This is a genomic window from Bacillus sp. B19-2, assembly GCF_022832475.1.
In the GTDB taxonomy this organism is placed as follows: domain Bacteria; phylum Bacillota; class Bacilli; order Bacillales; family Bacillaceae; genus Bacillus; species Bacillus paralicheniformis.
On sequence record NZ_JALHKQ010000002.1, the window covers coordinates 38,767 to 56,299 of the forward strand.

Here is a 17,533-nt window from a genome sequence, read left to right on the forward strand (position 1 = left end):
TCAGGTTATATTCCAAAAAAAAGCCGGCTTATCTGCCGGCTTCGTTATGCTGCTTTAGCATAAATATATTGATTTCTTCCTGCACCGAGTCCTGCACCGATCAAAGCGACCAGCGCGCCGATGAACAGTAAAATCGGTCCGTTCCATGAGTGCATGTGATCGTAAAGAAAACCGACAAAGCTTGGACCAATCGCTGCCAGCAAATATCCGGCTGATTGCGACATTCCTGATAATGCCGCGGCTTGATCGGCATTTTCGCTTCTCAGCCCGATTAAAGTCAAGGCTAAACTGATGCTGGACCCTTGTCCGATTCCGATTAAAATGACCCACAGCGTCAGCATCGCAGTATTGCCTCCGTACAATAGCCCTGACATCCCCGCCAAGTATAATATGCCGAGAGCCAGCACAATGCTTTTTTGGTTTCGGAACCGTCCGGCAAGAACCGGAGTCAAAAATGTCGACGGGAGGCTGGCAAACTGCATCAGCGACAGCATCCAGCCGGCAAGCGACATGCTCATCCCGTGCGAGCGGAGAATTTCGGGCAGCCAGGCGATCGTGCAGTAAAACAAGAACGACTGTATGCCCATAAAGAATGTGACCTGCCAGGCGATTTTCGAGCGCCAGACCGTTTGGCCGCCCGTCTTTAAGCTGACCGTGCGGTTTCCCGTATCATGATAGCGGAGCTGGGGAACCCAGATCAAAATCGCAACAAACGCGAGACCGGCCCAGACCATAAGCGATGCGCTCCATCCCCACGCTAAACCGTGCGACAGCGGAATGCTGATCCCTGAAGCGAGCGCCGCAAAAATCGACATGGCTGTCGTATAGTAACTTGTCATAATTCCCGCTTTGTCAGGAAATTTATGTTTGATCAGGCTGGGCAAGAGCACGTTGGAGATAGCGATGCCGATTCCGATCAATGCGGTCCCCGCAAATAGTGTGAAAGCTTCTCCGTAAGAGCGCAGCAAAATCCCGATCAATAAGATGACCAATCCGACCCAGAGGGTTCTCTCATTGCCCAGCTTCTGTCCGAGCTTAGGGGCGATTGGGGACAGGACGGCGAAAGATAACAGCGGCAGCGTCGTCAAGAAGCCGGCCATGCCGTTCGTCAAATCCATGTCCGAGCGGATCGAACTGATCAATGGCCCGACAGATGTAATAGCCGGTCTTAAATTAAAAGCGATAAATATGATTCCTGCAATCAATAAGATATTGTTCAAACGGGCGCGTCGAGCGTCAATGTAATGCATGCTGTATTCTCCTTTGCTTTCAGGTGGAAAAGTGACATGAAAAAGAAACCCGGAACATCATCCAAGGTTACTTTTTTGATCTTGCTTCTGAATTTCGGCAATTTTCGCAAGCAGGATATGCTGCGGCATATGCATGATTTGTTCAAGAGGAAGATTTAAGCTTTCCGAAAGTTTTTGCGCCGTTTCGGCAGATATTTGTAAAGGTTTCATAAAGTCCTCCATTTTATATTGTACCCCAGCGTACAGAGTACGCAACAGTGAATATTGACTCCGATATATATTGTAACATCATATGACAAGTGAGTTGGAAGAAAAAGAAAAAAGCGATATAAATAAAGAGGAGGTGATCGCCTTGAATTCGACATTATCTGCGCTGAAAAAGAAATTGTATGAACAGCAGATCAGAGCGAAAGGGCTTTACACATTTGAAGAGTACAAAGATATGCGCAATGTGCTGCAAACGCTGCGGATGAAATTTGCGGCATATGAAGAATGGGATTTGTATCAACTTGCGACCGATTTGATGGTCAGCATGCTTTTGAAAAACAATTGGAACAGCAGGCTGGATTAATAGTAGGATCTAAAAAAACACCTCGGCCGAGGTGTTTAATAAGACCGTTCGTCTTCTTTGTTGTCCTGCCGGTCATAGATGACAAGCTTCGCAGGACGATTCTCTTTCGCCATCTTTTCTCCTTTTTCCACGGCCTCTGTCCTTGTGTCATAAAGCTCAACAGGCGCCGTATCTTCCAGTTTCAAAAACCATCCTTCCGTCTCGGCATTCGGTGTCACCGTATAGACCTTTATGAAAAACAACCTCCCCAAACATGTTTACTGATTTGTTTTCCCGGATAGATCAGGGGAGCAAACATCCTCACTGCCGTTCTCCCTTTCTATGAAAATATTTCTACAAAAAGCGAGTCTACTTTTTTTCTGTAAAAATGGTAAAATAGACGTTGGATTATTTTTAAATGGGAGGACGGTGCTTAACATGACAGATCTTCTGAATGACAGGCTGCCGCCGCAAAATATCGAAGCCGAACAGGCCGTGTTAGGTGCTGTTTTTTTAGAACCATCAGCTTTAACATTGGCGTCAGAAGTCTTGATTCCAGATGATTTTTACAGAATGTCGCACCAAAAAATATATAACGCCATGCTTGTTCTTGGAGACCGCGGCGAGCCTGTAGACCTGGTGACGGTGACATCAGAGCTTGCGAACACGGACCTTTTGGAAGAGGTTGGCGGTATTTCTTATTTGACGGATATTGCAAATTCTGTGCCGACTGCGGCTAATATAGAGTATTATGCAAAAATCGTGGAAGAAAAATCGATTCTCCGCCGCTTGATCCGTACGGCAACGACGATTGCCCAGGACGGATATACAAGGGAAGATGAAGTCGAAGACCTCTTAAGCGAAGCAGAAAAAACGATTATGGAAGTAGCCCAGCGCAAAAACTCCGGGGCCTTTCAAAATATTAAAGATGTGCTCGTTCAAACTTACGATAATATTGAACAGCTCCACAACAGAAAAGGAGACATCACCGGGATCCCGACAGGTTTTACCGAGCTTGACCGAATGACGGCGGGCTTTCAAAGAAACGATTTGATCATCGTAGCTGCCCGTCCGTCAGTCGGTAAAACCGCTTTTGCCTTAAACATCGCCCAAAACGTGGCGACTAAAACCGATGAAAGCGTCGCGATCTTCAGCCTTGAGATGGGCGCCGAACAGCTGGTCATGCGGATGCTCTGTGCGGAAGGCAACATCAATGCTCAGAATCTCCGGACCGGAAACCTGACGGAAGAGGATTGGGGCAAGCTGACAATGGCGATGGGAAGCTTATCAAACAGCGGAATTTTCATCGATGATACACCGGGGATCCGCGTCAGCGAAATCCGTTCCAAGTGCAGACGGTTAAAGCAGGAGAACGGCCTCGGCATGATTTTGATCGACTACCTGCAGCTCATCCAAGGAAGCGGCAGATCCAGTGACAACCGTCAGCAGGAAGTGTCGGAAATATCCCGTGCGCTGAAAGCGCTGGCGAGGGAGCTTGAAGTTCCGGTCATCGCCCTTTCACAGCTTTCCCGGGGCGTCGAGCAGCGCCAGGACAAGCGTCCGATGATGTCGGACATCCGGGAATCGGGAAGTATCGAGCAGGACGCCGATATCGTTGCGTTCCTGTATCGCGATGATTACTATGACAAAGAATCTGAGAATAAAAACATCATTGAAATCATTATTGCAAAACAAAGGAACGGCCCGGTCGGGACCGTCTCACTCGCTTTTGTAAAAGAATATAATAAGTTCGTCAACCTGGAACGCCGGTTTGATGACGCAGGTGTTGCGCCCGGTGCTTAAATCCCTGAGACATGCTCTCAGGGATTTTTCTTTTTTCTTGCATTGCGGTTTTTACCGATTTCAAATAACCCCGTTGCTGTTAACCCGGCCAGTCCTCCGGACCATAAACGGAGCACGAGTTCAAGGTCTGTAAAAGGATATGCTGCGGCTCCGATCAGCAAACCTATCAAGAGTGAAACGAGCGGAATCAAGTTTTTCGGCACCTTGACCGTCTTCTTCACCAATTCGACCAGCGCCAAAATGATCGGCGATAAAACGGATGCAAAAATTAATACTGTCTCCATCGGCATCTCCCTCCTTACTTTATTGAATATTTGCGTTGCCGGTTTTTTATGTATCTTTGTCCAAGAAAAAACGTTTTTTTTAAGATTTAACTTACAGACTGTCTATTAAAAAGAAAATATATGAAATTCGCTTTATAATAACGAACGAAAATGTTCTGTTTTAAAATTAATGTTCGGATTTCCAATTGACTTTAGGGGATGACACTGATAAACTGAATGTGTTTGATATTGATATCGTTTGAAAAGGTTAACGGAGGTGCACGGATATGTCTTCAGTAGTTGTTGTAGGTACGCAGTGGGGTGACGAAGGAAAAGGCAAAATCACCGATTTCCTTTCCGAAAACGCAGAGGTAATCGCACGGTACCAAGGCGGAAATAACGCAGGACATACGATTAAATTCAACGGGGTAACGTACAAACTGCATTTGATTCCATCCGGTATTTTTTATAAGGATAAAACGTGTGTGATCGGCAACGGAATGGTTGTTGATCCGAAAGCATTGGTGACGGAGCTGGCTTATCTTCATGAGCGGAACGTCAGCACGGACAACTTGAGAATCTCCAACAGGGCCCATGTCATTCTGCCGTATCATTTAAAGCTTGATGCGGTCGAAGAAGAGCGGAAAGGGGCCAATAAAATCGGCACGACGAAAAAAGGAATCGGCCCGGCTTATATGGACAAAGCCGCTCGCGTCGGAATCCGCATCGCCGATCTGTTGGACAGGGAGGTCTTTGAAGAAAAGCTCGCCCGCAATTTGGAAGAAAAAAACCGTCTGCTGGAAAAAATGTACGATGCGGAAGGGTTTAAAATAGAAGACATTTTAGACGAATACTATGAGTACGGCCAGCAGATCAAACAATATGTCTGCGACACATCCGTCGTCTTAAACGACGCGCTTGATGACGGCCGCCGCGTTTTATTCGAAGGGGCGCAAGGGGTTATGCTTGATATCGACCAAGGGACATATCCGTTTGTTACGTCTTCAAACCCTGTCGCCGGCGGCGTGACGATCGGCTCAGGTGTGGGACCGACAAAAATCCAGCATGTCGTTGGTGTATCGAAAGCTTACACAACGCGTGTCGGAGACGGGCCGTTCCCGACAGAGCTGAACAATGAGATCGGAGACCAGATCCGTGAGGTCGGCCGCGAATACGGAACAACTACAGGGCGCCCGCGCCGCGTCGGCTGGTTTGACAGCGTGGTTGTCCGCCATGCCCGCCGCGTCAGTGGAATAACCGACCTTTCATTAAATTCAATTGACGTATTGACCGGTATTGAAACGTTGAAAATCTGTGTCGCTTACAAATACCGCGGCGAGATCCTCGAAGAGTTCCCGGCAAGCTTAAAAGCGCTCGCTGAATGTGAGCCTGTCTATGAAGAAATGCCGGGTTGGACAGAAGATATCACAGGAGCGAAAAGCTTGAGCGATCTGCCTGAAAATGCCCGCCATTATTTAGAGCGAGTTTCTCAGCTGACAGGCATTCCGCTTTCTATTTTCTCAGTCGGTCCTGACCGCTCTCAAACAAATGTGGTGAGAAGCGTTTATCGTCCGAACTAAATTCCAGAAGAGCCTCTGCAGTTCGCAGGGGCTTTGTTTTTCATGACAAGGAGGGCAAACGGGTGGAACGTGTCGATGTTGTATATTCATTCGCGGAAGAGAACGGAAACATCCTGATGGTGAAAAACAAGAAAAATCAATCGTGGACGCTGCCGGGCGGCAAGGTGGAAGCTGGAGAATCGCTGACAGAAGCCGCGGCGAGAGAAATGAAGGAAGAAACAGGCTACGGGATTCAGCCTCTTGATATATTAGCTGTAAATGAAGCGATAATCGGCGGCGAGCATGTATATTTCATCGTCTTTAGAGCCCGGATCACCGATCGTCCGGATGTCATCACGTTTGACGAGAACATTGTTGAAGCCAAGTGGATGTCGCTTCATGAAGCTGACCGGCTGCTGTCTGTATTTCATCCGAATGGAATCATGCACTGGCTGAACCGCGAAGGGGCGGAGTATCATCACGAAGGGAAAAAATAATAGAAAAAAATAAAAAAATATATTGCCACTTCTGTTCGTTCTATGATAATATAAATCTCGTTGTTGCGAAAACAACGAAACGAGCCATTAGCTCAGTTGGTAGAGCACGTCCGAATACGCTTCGGAGAATTCGCTTCAGCGTACACTCGAGAGACATCCCGAAAAAACTTCCTGAGATGTGGACGTCGTTATTTTAGATTGAAACTAAGGGTGTCATTTAATCTTGAGCCATTAGCTCAGTTGGTAGAGCATCTGACTTTTAATCAGAGGGTCGAAGGTTCGAGTCCTTCATGGCTCACCATTTCCCTGGCCCGTTGGTCAAGCGGTTAAGACACCGCCCTTTCACGGCGGTAACACGGGTTCGAATCCCGTACGGGTCATTGATTTACTTTAGCGTAATTGCTAAATCCCCGCTTGCTCCGGAGGAGACCACGATTCTTCTCCGAAGCAGGTACTGTAAACATGCAAGGTCCGGTAGTTCAGTTGGTTAGAATGCCTGCCTGTCACGCAGGAGGTCGCGGGTTCGAGTCCCGTCCGGACCGCCATTTTAAAAAAGTTACATACCCGGCTCGGTAGCTCAGTTGGTAGAGCAACGGACTGAAAATCCGTGTGTCGGCGGTTCGATTCCGTCCCGAGCCACTCTAAAAAGCGCGTCTGTTTTTAAGCAGATGCGTTTTCTTTTAGCTGAAATCAAGGAAATAAAATGCTGAAGGAATAAAAAGGAGAAAAAAAGGGAGGCCGGTAACCCGGCCGAAGAAGAAGACGTTACTATATAGACGGTCTTGAAGGGGAAGATGTTTCATTTTTCAGTAAAAAAAGTCACAAAAATTTAATTGTTGTGATAAAAGTGGAAAAATTGCAGGTGGATTTAATTTCCAAACGTTTTCCTTTGAACTATTTTTTTAACTTTTGCTTCATAAACGTTATAATGTATAAGAAATCTATTTTCTAGAAAGTGTTTTTTAATGACGACATGCAGTGTACTTGATATAAAACTTAGGCAGCCATCCGCTGGCTGTATTGTATCCAAACTCTGAACCAGGAGGAACGAATAATGGAAAAAAAGATACTAGTTGTAGATGATGAAAAGCCGATTGCTGATATTTTAGAGTTTAATCTGAAAAAAGAGGGCTATGAAGTCCATTGCGCATACGACGGCAATGAAGCGATTCAGATGGTTGAGGATCTCAACCCTGATATGATTCTGCTCGACATCATGCTTCCGAACAAAGATGGTGTGGAAGTGTGCCGTGAAGTCCGCAAAAAATATGATATGCCCATCATTATGCTGACAGCAAAGGATTCGGAAATCGATAAAGTCATCGGCCTTGAACTGGGCGCTGACGACTATGTGACAAAGCCGTTCAGCACCCGCGAACTGCTGGCGCGTGTCAAAGCGAACCTGAGAAGACAGAACACAGCGGCTCCTGCCGAAGAAGAATCGTCTTCAAACGAAATTCAAATCGGATCGCTCGTCATTTTTCCGGATGCCTATGTCGTTTCAAAACGCGACGAGACAATTGAACTGACGCATCGGGAATTCGAACTGCTGCATTACCTTGCCAAACATATCGGACAGGTCATGACGCGTGAGCATCTGCTGCAAACCGTGTGGGGATACGACTACTTTGGAGATGTCCGGACAGTTGACGTTACGGTCAGACGCCTTCGTGAAAAAATCGAGGATAATCCGAGTCACCCAAGCTGGATCGTCACAAGGCGCGGTGTCGGCTACTATTTGAGAAATCCGGAACAGGACTAATACCGAAATGAATAAAGTCAGTTTTTTCCGCTCGATTCATTTTAAGTTTACCTTAATATACGTTCTGCTGATTATCGTTGCCATGCAGATTATCGGCGTCTACTTTGTCAATGAGATGGAGAAGTCACTTCTTAAATCGTATAATGACTCTCTTGACCAGCGGGTGAACAACCTCTCGTATTATCTGGAACAGGAAATGACGAAGGATAGAAGCACGTCTTCCTCGACTACTTTGAAAGAAGACGCAGAGAGGATTCTAAATGATTTCAGCAAGGAAGGCGAAATTCTCGAAGTCAGTCTGATTGATAAAAGCTATGAAGTCATCGCGACCTCCAATCCTTATAACCGTGAGGTGGCGGGGAAAAAGACAACAGAGGGCATTATTAAAAGGACACTGCTTGTCGGTATTCCGTACGAAAATAAATTTTTCGACCCGGAGCGGGACAGCAAAGTACGGATTTCAGTCACGCCGATTAAAAAATCGAATCAAGAGACGATCGGGGCCATTTATGTCGTGGCATCGATGGATAATGTCTACAACCAAATCCGGACGATCAACACCATTTTAGCGTCTGGAACTTTTATTGCGCTTGGAATCACTGCATTCCTCGGGATTTTTGTCGCGCGAACGATTACACATCCGCTGTCAGATATGAGAAAGCAGGCCATTGAACTGGCGAAAGGAAATTTCTCAAGAAAAGTCAGGAAGTACGGAAACGATGAAATCGGCCAGCTGGCCACAACGTTTAATTATTTAACGAGAGAGTTGAAAGAAGCTCAGTCCATGACAGAAGGCGAACGAAAAAAACTATCTTCTGTTATTGCCTATATGACAGACGGGGTTATCGCGACAAACCGAAATGGCGCGATTATTTTGCTTAATACGCCGGCACTGGAGCTTTTAAATGTTTCACGTGAAACGGCTCTCGAAATGCCGATTACCTCACTGCTCGGCCTTGAAGACGAATACACGTTCGAAGATTTGGTTGAACAGCAGGATTCGCTCCTTCTTGAAATTGAACAGGAAGAACGGACGTCTGTGCTTCGCGTCAATTTCTCGGTCATCCAAAAAGAACATGGAAAAATTGACGGGTTGATTGCGGTTATTTACGATGTCACAGAACAAGAGCAGATCGATCAAGAACGGAGAGAGTTTGTGGCAAATGTCTCCCACGAACTCAGAACGCCGCTCACAACGATGCGCAGTTATTTAGAAGCGCTTGCGGAAGGCGCGTGGCAGGATCCAAACATTGCGCCGCGCTTCTTGAATGTGACACAGAATGAAACAGAGCGTATGATCAGGCTTGTCAACGACTTGCTGCAGCTTTCGAAGTTTGACAGCAAGGATTATCAATTCAATAAAGAATGGATTCATTTTATCCGTTTCTTCTCATTGATTATTGAGCGCTTTGAAATGACGAAAGAGCAGCATGTTGAATTTATCAGCAATCTGCCGGATAGAGAGTTGTATGTTGAAATCGACCCGGACAAGATTACGCAAGTGCTGGATAATATCATTTCAAACGCATTGAAATATTCCCCTGAAGGAGGCCACATCACGTTCTCTGTTGATGTAAATGAAGAAGAAGAGCTTCTTTATATCAGTGTCAAAGACGAAGGTGTCGGCATTCCGAGAAAAGACATGGAAAAGATCTTCGAGCGTTTCTATCGAGTAGATAAAGCCAGAACAAGAAGACTCGGCGGTACGGGGCTCGGTCTTGCGATCGCAAAAGAAATGGTACAAGCCCATGGCGGCGACATCTGGGCCGACAGTATCGAAGGAAAAGGAACAACGATCACATTTACCCTGCCGTATAAAGAAGAACAAGAGGATGATTGGGATGAAGCGTGAAACAATTAAAACGATAATACTGTCCCTTTTGGTTTTGATCAGTCTTCTTTTTACTTTTAATATTTGGGGATTTCAGGGGAATTACGAAAAAGTGGAAGATTCACAGGCTCAGGTCAGCGACAAACAGCCGATTACAAATCAGACAAAATTGTTAAATGAAGCCGTCAAACCGCAGCAAATGTTCATTCATGAGAATGGACAGCATTATTTGCTGAATGATACGACGCTCTATTTTCAGCTCTGGGATGACATGAGCCGATGGGAAGTCAAATCGTTAAAGGATATCTCAGACAAATTTGACAGGCAGCAGTTCAAAAACTGGCTGTACGCTAAAAATAAAGAATCCAAACTGGATCTCGTCTTTAGCGACAATATTCCAATCGATGTGCTGCAGCCGCTTTTCAAATGGTCCGCCAATTCTTATGAATACAACTCTTTTGACAGAATCGTTCTTCCTTTCAATGAAGGACGGGGCATGAAAAAAATCTACTTTGTATCCTTCAGCAAAGAGACGGTTGTTGAAGCGGTGATTGAATCTGCTAATTACCGCAACATCCTTGCAGACATTGAAAAAGAAAAATCGCAGATGCCTCTTTATGAGGATTTTGCAATCAATTCGCGCAGAGATGTTTTGCTTCCGGTTAATAGGCTGAAGCTGTCTGAAAAAGAGTATTTTACAGAAACGATCAGCCCGACGCGTTTTAAAAAAGCTTTATTTGATGATCCGCAAACCGTCCGGCAGGAAACCAACTTAAACCGACCGGTATATACGGATGGAACAAGCCTATTGGAGGTCTACTCGAACAACAGACAGATTAAGTTCCAGCACCGCAACTTGGAACCGAGTTCTGCGTATCAAAATGGAGAGCTGATCAATAAAAGCTTTAAATATTTAAATGACACGGGAAGCTGGACGGATGATTATCAATTTTTCGGCTTGAATGAAAATCAGCAGATCAACTTTAATCTGTTTATGGATCAGCTTCCGGTGGTTAACAGCCAAAACCAGCCTTTCGGAACGACATCGATTGAACTTCGCTGGGCAAACAACGACATATTGGATTATAAACACCCAACATATGTCTTGGGCGCAAACGCTAATCCGGTCAGCAAAAAGGATAAAGAAATCATGAGCGGAGAAGAATTGATTCAGTTCCTGCAAGACAATGAAGAGTATGACTTTGATAAGATTGAGCAAATTTTTCCTGCCTATGAAATGGTCTCAGTATCAGAGGAACAAGACCCTCTTGTAAAACTTGTACCGACATGGTGCATTAAAATAAACGGTACGATAAAGCCGGTATCAAAGAAGGATTCAGCGGTGAAGGAGGGCATTGAGAATGGAGTGGAATAGAACAAAAACAATCTTCATTATCGTCTTCCTCATCCTTGATATCTTTTTGGCCTTTCAATACTTTGATAAGCGCAGCAACAATCAGTTTCCGATTTTAGAAAAATCAACGCTGCAGGAAGATATGAAAGCAGACCATATTTCATACGGCAACTTGTCTAAAGAGACGTCAAAAGGCTCCTCAATCTCTGCACAAAAGCGAGTCTTTAAGCAGAGCGAGATTAAATCGTTAAAAGGGCAAAAGCCGAAGGCGTTAATGAATACTGCAAAAAATAACGCTTTGACGGAAATAGAAATGGAATTTGAAACACCCATTGCACTTCCGAAAACGGATATGAAGACAAAAGCAAGGGAAATCGTCAACGAAGAGATAATCGACGGCAACAAGTACAAGCTTTGGAAAGTCGATAAGTCCGGAAAACAGATCGTTTTCTTCCAAACCTATAATGGAAATTACATTTTTCAGGATCGGCAAAACGATGATAACAACGAGATGGGCGAGGTTGTTCTGTACCTGAATAATAAAAACGAAGTTGTTTCGTATAAGCAGTCGATGCTGCAGGATATAAAAGAAGTCAAAACGGAAAATCTGGTCTCTGCAGTCGGCGCGGTTGAAGCTTTGTACTATCCGGATTATTTGAAGAAGTACAGCAAAATTAAATCAGCCGAGCTTGGCTATTTCACGCAGTATCCGCTGGCAAGCGCGCAAATTTTCGTGCCCGTTTGGCGGATCGAAGTGGAGCGCAAAACGGACGATAAAACCATTCACGAAGAATTTATCGTGGATGCGAGGGATGGAGCGCTTCTTCAATCACAAGAGAAAAAGGAAAAATCATAATGGAGTGAGAAACCATGAGCCTGCAATTTAGCGTACTTGCGAGCGGGAGTACGGGTAATGCTTTATATTTGGAAACCGATGATCACGCTTTTTTAGTTGACGCAGGACTTAGCGGGAAGGCGATGGAAGGGCTGATGGCGCAAATTGATCGAAAGCTTGATCAGCTTGACGGCATTTTTGTTACGCATGAGCACAGTGATCATATTAAAGGACTTGGTGTGCTGGCAAGAAAATATGAGCTGCCCGTTTACGCCAATGAAAAAACGTGGAAGGCGATGGAAGGGCATATCGGCAAAATGGATAACGGCCAAAAATTCGTATTTCCAATAGAAACCGTCAAATCGTTCGGCTCCCTCGATGTCGAATCGTTTGGCGTATCCCACGACGCCGCAGAGCCGATGTTTTACGTTTTTCATTATAATGGCCGAAAGCTCGCTTTGATTACGGATACGGGCTATGTCAGCGACAGAATGAAAGGCATTATCCGCTCGGCAAACGCTTTTGTTTTTGAAAGCAATCATGATGTCGGCATGCTGCAAATGGGCCGCTATCCGTGGAATATCAAGCGCCGGATTTTAAGCGATGTCGGACACGTTTCCAATGAGGACGCGGCACTCGCAATGACCGATGTAATCGGTGATGAGACATCGAGAATTTATTTGGCTCATTTAAGCCAGGACAACAACATGAAAGAGCTGGCAAGAATGTCCGTCCAGCAAACGTTGGCTGCCAAAGGATTTGCGGCGGGAGAAACGTTTGACTTATATGATACCGATCCTAAGAAACCGACACCTCTTGTAGCGGTGTAAATTTTACTGATTGAATGATTAATCTGCGGGTAGATGATCCACACTATATACATATATCGTTCCTTGAAAGGATTTGAATATAGTGGAGTTTAATCATGATGAGGAAAAGTTCGTTCGGGAAAAGCCGGTGAGAAATTGGAGAAGCTTTTTGTTTTCAAGCCTGGTCGGCGCCGTTATCGGCGCTCTTTTAACAGTGTTTGCCTTGCCGTACCTCTCGCAGCAGGGATGGCTGCCGTACAATCTGCAAGTCATTGAAGCGCGCGGAGGTCAAGGAGCTCAACAGGGCGGTGCGGTCCGCAATGTATCCGTCAACGTGAACAATGAAGTCACACAAGTGGTCTCTAAGGTTTCTGATTCTGTTGTCGGCGTTATCAACATCCAAAAAACCGGTGTATGGGATGGAGACAGCGAAGCGGGAACAGGCTCGGGCGTTATTTATAAAAAGAACGGCAACACGTCCCACATTGTGACCAACCACCATGTCATTGAAGGGGCATCCCAAATCGAAGTCAGCCTGAATGACGGAACGCGGATTCCGGCAAAACTGATCGGCAGTGATAAACTGATGGATCTGGCCGTCCTGCAAGTCAGCAGCAATAAAATAAAAGCGGCTGCTGAATTCGGAAATTCTGATAAAGTGAAAACAGGCGAGCCTGTCATCGCGATTGGAAACCCGCTCGGCCTGCAGTTTTCAGGATCTGTTACACAAGGAATCATCTCAGGAACCGAACGCGCTGTTCCGGTCGATTCAAACGGAGACGGGCAGCCGGACTGGAATGCCGAAGTATTGCAGACGGATGCTGCCATTAACCCGGGCAACAGCGGAGGCGGGCTGTTTAATATTGATGGAAAAGTCATCGGTATTAATTCGATGAAAATCGCTGAGTCAGCCGTCGAAGGAATCGGCCTGAGCATTCCGGCCAACCTTGCCATTCCGGTTATCGAAGATTTGGAAACGTACGGAGAAGTAAGACGGCCGTATTTCGGAATTGAGATGAAATCACTTGGCGATATCGCAAGCTACCACTGGCAGGAAACGCTTAAACTGCCGAAAGACGTAACATCAGGCGTCGTTGTGATGGGCGTTCAGCCGGTGTCTCCTGCAGGCAGAGCCGGTTTGAAAGAGCTTGATGTCATCGTCGAATTCAACGGTGACCGCGTTTACGATATCGTTGATCTGCGTAAAAAGCTTTACACCAAAAACGTCGGCGATAAGGTGAAAATCAAATACCTGCGGGGCGGAAAAGAAAAAACAACAGAAGTAAAGCTGTCCCGATCCAAATTGGGAAGCTGATCAAGACAGTCTGGCCGGTACGGCCGGGCTGTTTTTTTATTATGCCAAGTCTGGGGAATGATCGTCAAAAGGAAAAAATGGGATAGTTAGAGAGGGAAATAAGACTTTCCGGGTGAATAACTGGATTTTTGGATGTGAATTCCAAGTTTTTGCTTCAATAAAAATGGCAGTTTCTTAAAAATGGACAAAGTATCATATTGCGTTGCAATTTCGCGTACGATATGATGATTGAAACATTTTGACAATGGCCGCGGAGTTTGAAAAATCAGGGCGGAAAGGGAGATAAGGATGAGTCAGCATGCACTTGTATTACAATCTGATTTTGGCCTTGATGACGGGGCGGTAAATGCGATGTACGGCGTGGCTTATTCGGTTGACCGTTCACTCCGGATTTTTGATTTGACGCACAACATTCCTGTTTTTCACATTTGGGTGGCTTCCTATCGGTTGCTGCAGTCCGTTTCTTATTGGCCTGCAGGCACTGTCTTCGTGTCGGTCGTCGATCCAGGGGTCGGCTCGGAACGCCGCAGCGTCGCAGTCAGAACCTCTTCCAATCAATATATCATCACACCGGACAACGGAACACTCACCCATATCAGCCGGAAAAATGGGATTGCCGAAGCGCGCTATCTTGATGAAGCGCAAAACAGGCTTCCGAGATCAGGCGAATCACATACATTCCATGGCCGTGATATTTACGCTTACACCGGTGCAAGACTGGCAGCCGGGATTGTCAGCTTCGACCGGATTGGTCCGGAAGTTTCAAAAGATTCCATTGTCAAACTTCCGGTCATGGAAGCTTATATCGAAAATGATGGGATAACCGGAACGATCGACATTTTAGATATCCGGTTTGGAAACCTTTGGACAAATATCAGCCGTAAACTTTTCAAGTCACTTGATGTTCAATACGGAGATCCTGTAGAAGTCGTCATCAAACACGAGGACACCAAAGTCTATCAGCAAACGATAGCATTTGGACGGTCGTTTGCCGATATGCCGGTCGGCAAGCCGGTTGTTTATATCAATTCATTAGACCGCTTGGGTATTGCCCTCAATCAAGGATCGTTTGCCAAAACACACCATATTGGCACCGGCATCAACTGGCAGATTTCTCTTCAAAAAAGTATACAGCGTTAAACAAAAGAGCCTGAATTCCATCAGGCTCTTTGTTTTTTGTTTCATTCTTATGACATAAAAACGGTTGTCACACATTTTTCAGCTAATCGAGAAGGCGGCAATCCTCTTTAAAAAATAGTACATTTGTCATACTGGTACCTAAGTCATATTGTCTAAAACAAGAGAAAAGAATATATTGAGGGGGTGTGCCGCTGCTATGAAAAAATTCATTCAATTCATTTGTTTGGAAAACGAGTGTCCGGAGGAATGATATGAACGACAATGTGCAGACTGCGTTGAAAACGCTGTCTAATGTAAAGAGCAGAAGTATCTTGTCCGTTTTTGTGCTATGTCTGATCACACTGGGGGTTTACATACCATACTGGTTTCTATCCAGGAAAAAAAGCTTCGATTTGCTGCCTTATCATGATATTCCCTACACCACGTTAAAAGCTATCATATTTTATCATTTATTTTCGATTCCAATTAGAATATCAGCAAAAATCGCTTTTCCTGACATGCATTACAGCCTTTATATGCTGCTCGACCGCGTGATTTTGATTCTGTCCGCAGGTGTTTTGATTTACTGCGCGCTGGTGGTGACCGCTTCATTAAACAAGCTCTCAGGAAAAGAACCTGCGAATGGATCCATTTTTGCGTTCCTTTTGAATGTCATTTACATTCAGCACAGAATCAATAAACTTTCCGAGCCGAAAAGCGAATGGCTGAGCAAAGCATCATGATCAATAAACAAGGAAGTGAAGCATTGGTGAAATCAAAAATTAAAATTGACTTAAACAAACCGAGAAAAAAACCGGCAATCCGTCTAATGCCAATGACAGAAGAAGGCTTTAAGACTTACCAGACCTATTCCATCCAGCATTACGCCATGGAGAAAGTAAAAGCGGGCACATGGACAGTGGCGGAAGCGATGGAGAAAGCAGAAGAGCAGTTTGCAGCCCTTTTGCCAAACGGCATTGAAACGGTCAACCATCATCTATGGTCAATTATGGACGACAGCGGGGATGCCGCAGGCTGGCTTTGGATCTACGCTGACCCGCACCATCCTCAAAAGGAAGCGTTTATTTACGATTTCGGGCTTTATGAAGCGTACCGCGGGCAGGGAATCGGCCAGCAGGCTTTAGCCGTCTTAGAAGAAGAGGCAAAGCAATTAGGAGTCAAAAAGCTGTCCTTGCATGTATTCGCCCATAATAAAAAGGCGAAGCGGCTTTATGAAAAAATGAATTTCGAGACGACGGATTTGCATATGAGCAAGAGGCTGTAAGATCAAAGCTGTGAAGCTTTGATCTTTTTTCATGGCCAATGTTCCACATGAAACACAGTATGTCATTATTCCTAGTTGAGAGACGCGGAACATAACGAAAAAAAGACAAAATGATCCGATTGAACCCCTTTATGTTACGCAATGACAGATTGCATATTACAAAGGTAAAAATATGACGAATAATGTCCTATTGATTGTCGAATTTCTGCAGGTGAATACGAAATAAGGATCAGGCAAAAGGATACAGTTTTTTTATTTCGGTCAAAAAAAAGAATCTATATACCTAAGGAAATCCCAATTTGACACTGCAATGGATTTTGATTTATTGCATTCAATATAGTACATTTTGATATGGAAAGTGGAAAAGTATAGATGACAAGGATAAAAAGACCTGGAAGAACAGTTTTAAGGAAAGAAGAGTGTTTCAGCATGAGTAAGGAATTAGAAAAATTTCCGAAAATAAAAGCCATATATGCGGTGTTATTAACAATCATAACGTCCGGCATATACATCCCGTATTGGTTTCTTTCAAGAAGAAAGAATTTAGAACGATGCCAAATTAAGCTTCCGTATGTCGCCATTAAAGTGACACTGCTGTTAAGCGTCTTTTCAATTTTGGAGCCTTTTTGGACTTTTTATTCAATCACATTTCAAAGTGAAGACCTACTGCCATACAGCAACAGCATTTTGCTTCTCCCGCTGCGCCCCGGACACAGCTTTCTCCCGCAGCTCTCATTTCTCCTTTTTTGGACGATAAATTTAGTTAGCGCATTTAAGGTTAGAAAAGCGTTTATGGGGTTGTCTAAAAAGCCGGTTAACGGGTTTTTGACTTTCATTCTTAACGTTTCATATTTGCAGCATGTCACGAATCAGCATTCTTTAATTGTTCAGGAGAAAAGAGAAGTAGTATAAAAACAAGATTAAAGCATCAGCGGGGTTAGCTGGTGTTTTTTATTTAGAGAGAACAGAGTTATCCAGAGGAATATAAAAGCTTGTGGATAACCTTATGAAGTCATGCTAAAACCTACTAACATGTGCATAAATAGGGTATATTGAATAAGGAGCTTTTTTATAAAAGAGCCCAATGATACAGATATTGGAGGGACTTTTATGAAGTCTTGCGAAGAGCATATTGAAACCGTCATTGACATGTATGTGGATGAAGAAGAATTGGCCCCTGAAATCAGAAAAATCGAACATACACACAGTTTATCCACAACCTGTGAATTGTGCGATAAGCCTGCAGTATATATAGTGGGGAACGAATGATCGGACACTAAATACACAACCATTATCCACAA

19 protein-coding genes and 4 tRNA genes are annotated in these 17,533 nt (G+C 44.8%); 19 read left to right on the top strand and 4 right to left on the bottom strand.

Annotation, left to right across the window (positions count from 1 at the left end; all coding sequences use genetic code 11):
* Nucleotides 1–44: 44 nt before the first annotated feature.
* The gene (locus MST20_RS07495; protein WP_243941244.1) at nucleotides 45–1,250 is read right to left on the bottom strand and encodes a CynX/NimT family MFS transporter; all 1,206 of its coding nucleotides are present in this window, start codon (nucleotides 1,248–1,250) and stop codon (nucleotides 45–47) included.
* A 57-nt stretch (nucleotides 1,251–1,307) separates the two neighbouring features.
* Nucleotides 1,308–1,460, bottom strand: coding sequence for a YycC family protein (locus MST20_RS07500; RefSeq protein WP_020453626.1), 153 nt, complete (start codon nucleotides 1,458–1,460; stop codon nucleotides 1,308–1,310).
* Nucleotides 1,461–1,593: 133 nt separating this feature from the next.
* On the opposite strand from MST20_RS07500, the gene MST20_RS07505 reads away from it, so the two are divergent.
* Nucleotides 1,594–1,821, top strand: a complete 228-nt coding sequence (locus MST20_RS07505) for a hypothetical protein (protein WP_377924097.1) — start codon at nucleotides 1,594–1,596, stop codon at nucleotides 1,819–1,821.
* A 35-nt stretch (nucleotides 1,822–1,856) separates the two neighbouring features.
* Here the strand turns inward: MST20_RS07505 and MST20_RS07510 are convergent, their stop codons facing one another.
* Nucleotides 1,857–2,039, bottom strand: a complete 183-nt coding sequence (locus MST20_RS07510; protein WP_481747910.1) for a DUF2188 domain-containing protein — start codon at nucleotides 2,037–2,039, stop codon at nucleotides 1,857–1,859.
* 199 nt (nucleotides 2,040–2,238) lie between these two features.
* On the opposite strand from MST20_RS07510, the gene dnaB reads away from it, so the two are divergent.
* Complete coding sequence (dnaB, locus tag MST20_RS07515; protein ID WP_020453623.1) at nucleotides 2,239–3,603, top strand: replicative DNA helicase; 1,365 nt, start codon at nucleotides 2,239–2,241, stop codon at nucleotides 3,601–3,603.
* 17 nt (nucleotides 3,604–3,620) lie between these two features.
* Here dnaB and MST20_RS07520 read toward each other — a convergent pair whose 3' ends face one another.
* Nucleotides 3,621–3,887 carry a holin gene (locus tag MST20_RS07520; RefSeq protein ID WP_003177977.1) on the bottom strand — a complete coding sequence of 89 codons (267 nt, stop codon included), beginning with the start codon at nucleotides 3,885–3,887 and terminating at the stop codon, nucleotides 3,621–3,623.
* A 266-nt stretch (nucleotides 3,888–4,153) separates the two neighbouring features.
* Here MST20_RS07520 and MST20_RS07525 point away from each other — a divergent pair, with 266 nt between their 5' ends.
* The 17 genes from MST20_RS07525 (at nucleotide 4,154) to MST20_RS07605 (ending at nucleotide 17,501) form a co-directional block, all read left to right on the top strand.
* Nucleotides 4,154–5,446 carry an adenylosuccinate synthase gene (locus MST20_RS07525; protein WP_020453621.1) on the top strand — a complete coding sequence of 431 codons (1,293 nt, stop codon included), beginning with the start codon at nucleotides 4,154–4,156 and terminating at the stop codon, nucleotides 5,444–5,446.
* A 62-nt stretch (nucleotides 5,447–5,508) separates the two neighbouring features.
* Nucleotides 5,509–5,922 (top strand): NUDIX hydrolase, encoded by a 414-nt coding sequence (locus tag MST20_RS07530; protein ID WP_243941246.1) that lies wholly within the window; start codon nucleotides 5,509–5,511, stop codon nucleotides 5,920–5,922.
* Nucleotides 5,923–6,147: 225 nt separating this feature from the next.
* Nucleotides 6,148–6,223 (top strand) — tRNA-Lys (locus MST20_RS07535).
* Between the two features lie 7 nt (nucleotides 6,224–6,230).
* Nucleotides 6,231–6,302, top strand: a tRNA-Glu gene (locus tag MST20_RS07540).
* 88 nt (nucleotides 6,303–6,390) lie between these two features.
* Nucleotides 6,391–6,467 (top strand) — tRNA-Asp (locus tag MST20_RS07545).
* A 21-nt stretch (nucleotides 6,468–6,488) separates the two neighbouring features.
* Nucleotides 6,489–6,561, top strand: a tRNA-Phe gene (locus tag MST20_RS07550).
* 415 nt (nucleotides 6,562–6,976) lie between these two features.
* Entirely contained in the window at nucleotides 6,977–7,684 is a 708-nt protein-coding gene (gene walR, locus MST20_RS07555; RefSeq protein WP_152850118.1) for a cell wall metabolism DNA-binding response regulator WalR, read from the top strand.
* Nucleotides 7,685–7,691: 7 nt separating this feature from the next.
* Nucleotides 7,692–9,536, top strand: coding sequence for a cell wall metabolism sensor histidine kinase WalK (gene walK / locus MST20_RS07560; protein WP_020453619.1), 1,845 nt, complete (start codon nucleotides 7,692–7,694; stop codon nucleotides 9,534–9,536).
* Nucleotides 9,526–10,890: a YycH family regulatory protein gene (locus tag MST20_RS07565; protein ID WP_243941248.1), complete on the top strand. Its 1,365-nt coding sequence runs from the start codon at nucleotides 9,526–9,528 to the stop codon at nucleotides 10,888–10,890. The genes walK and MST20_RS07565 overlap by 11 nt, the downstream gene beginning before the upstream one ends.
* Complete coding sequence (locus MST20_RS07570) at nucleotides 10,877–11,725, top strand: two-component system regulatory protein YycI (RefSeq protein ID WP_035338116.1); 849 nt, start codon at nucleotides 10,877–10,879, stop codon at nucleotides 11,723–11,725. Before MST20_RS07565 ends, MST20_RS07570 begins: the two co-directional genes overlap by 14 nt.
* Before the next feature lie 14 nt (nucleotides 11,726–11,739).
* On the top strand, nucleotides 11,740–12,534 hold the full coding sequence (locus tag MST20_RS07575; RefSeq protein WP_243941250.1) for an MBL fold metallo-hydrolase: 795 nt from the start codon (nucleotides 11,740–11,742) through the stop codon (nucleotides 12,532–12,534).
* An 82-nt stretch (nucleotides 12,535–12,616) separates the two neighbouring features.
* Entirely contained in the window at nucleotides 12,617–13,828 is a 1,212-nt protein-coding gene (locus MST20_RS07580) for a S1C family serine protease (protein ID WP_347880857.1), read from the top strand.
* Between the two features lie 288 nt (nucleotides 13,829–14,116).
* Nucleotides 14,117–14,968, top strand: coding sequence for an SAM hydrolase/SAM-dependent halogenase family protein (locus tag MST20_RS07585; protein WP_243941252.1), 852 nt, complete (start codon nucleotides 14,117–14,119; stop codon nucleotides 14,966–14,968).
* A 251-nt stretch (nucleotides 14,969–15,219) separates the two neighbouring features.
* The gene (locus MST20_RS07590) at nucleotides 15,220–15,690 is read left to right on the top strand and encodes a hypothetical protein (protein ID WP_075751786.1); all 471 of its coding nucleotides are present in this window, start codon (nucleotides 15,220–15,222) and stop codon (nucleotides 15,688–15,690) included.
* Between the two features lie 86 nt (nucleotides 15,691–15,776).
* Nucleotides 15,777–16,232 carry a GNAT family N-acetyltransferase gene (locus MST20_RS07595; RefSeq protein ID WP_243942512.1) on the top strand — a complete coding sequence of 152 codons (456 nt, stop codon included), beginning with the start codon at nucleotides 15,777–15,779 and terminating at the stop codon, nucleotides 16,230–16,232.
* Nucleotides 16,233–16,661: 429 nt separating this feature from the next.
* Nucleotides 16,662–17,144 (top strand): DUF4234 domain-containing protein, encoded by a 483-nt coding sequence (locus MST20_RS07600; RefSeq protein ID WP_243941254.1) that lies wholly within the window; start codon nucleotides 16,662–16,664, stop codon nucleotides 17,142–17,144.
* Between the two features lie 198 nt (nucleotides 17,145–17,342).
* Nucleotides 17,343–17,501, top strand: a complete 159-nt coding sequence (locus MST20_RS07605; RefSeq protein ID WP_003177948.1) for a CxxH/CxxC protein — start codon at nucleotides 17,343–17,345, stop codon at nucleotides 17,499–17,501.
* The last annotated feature ends 32 nt before the right edge of the window (nucleotides 17,502–17,533 follow it).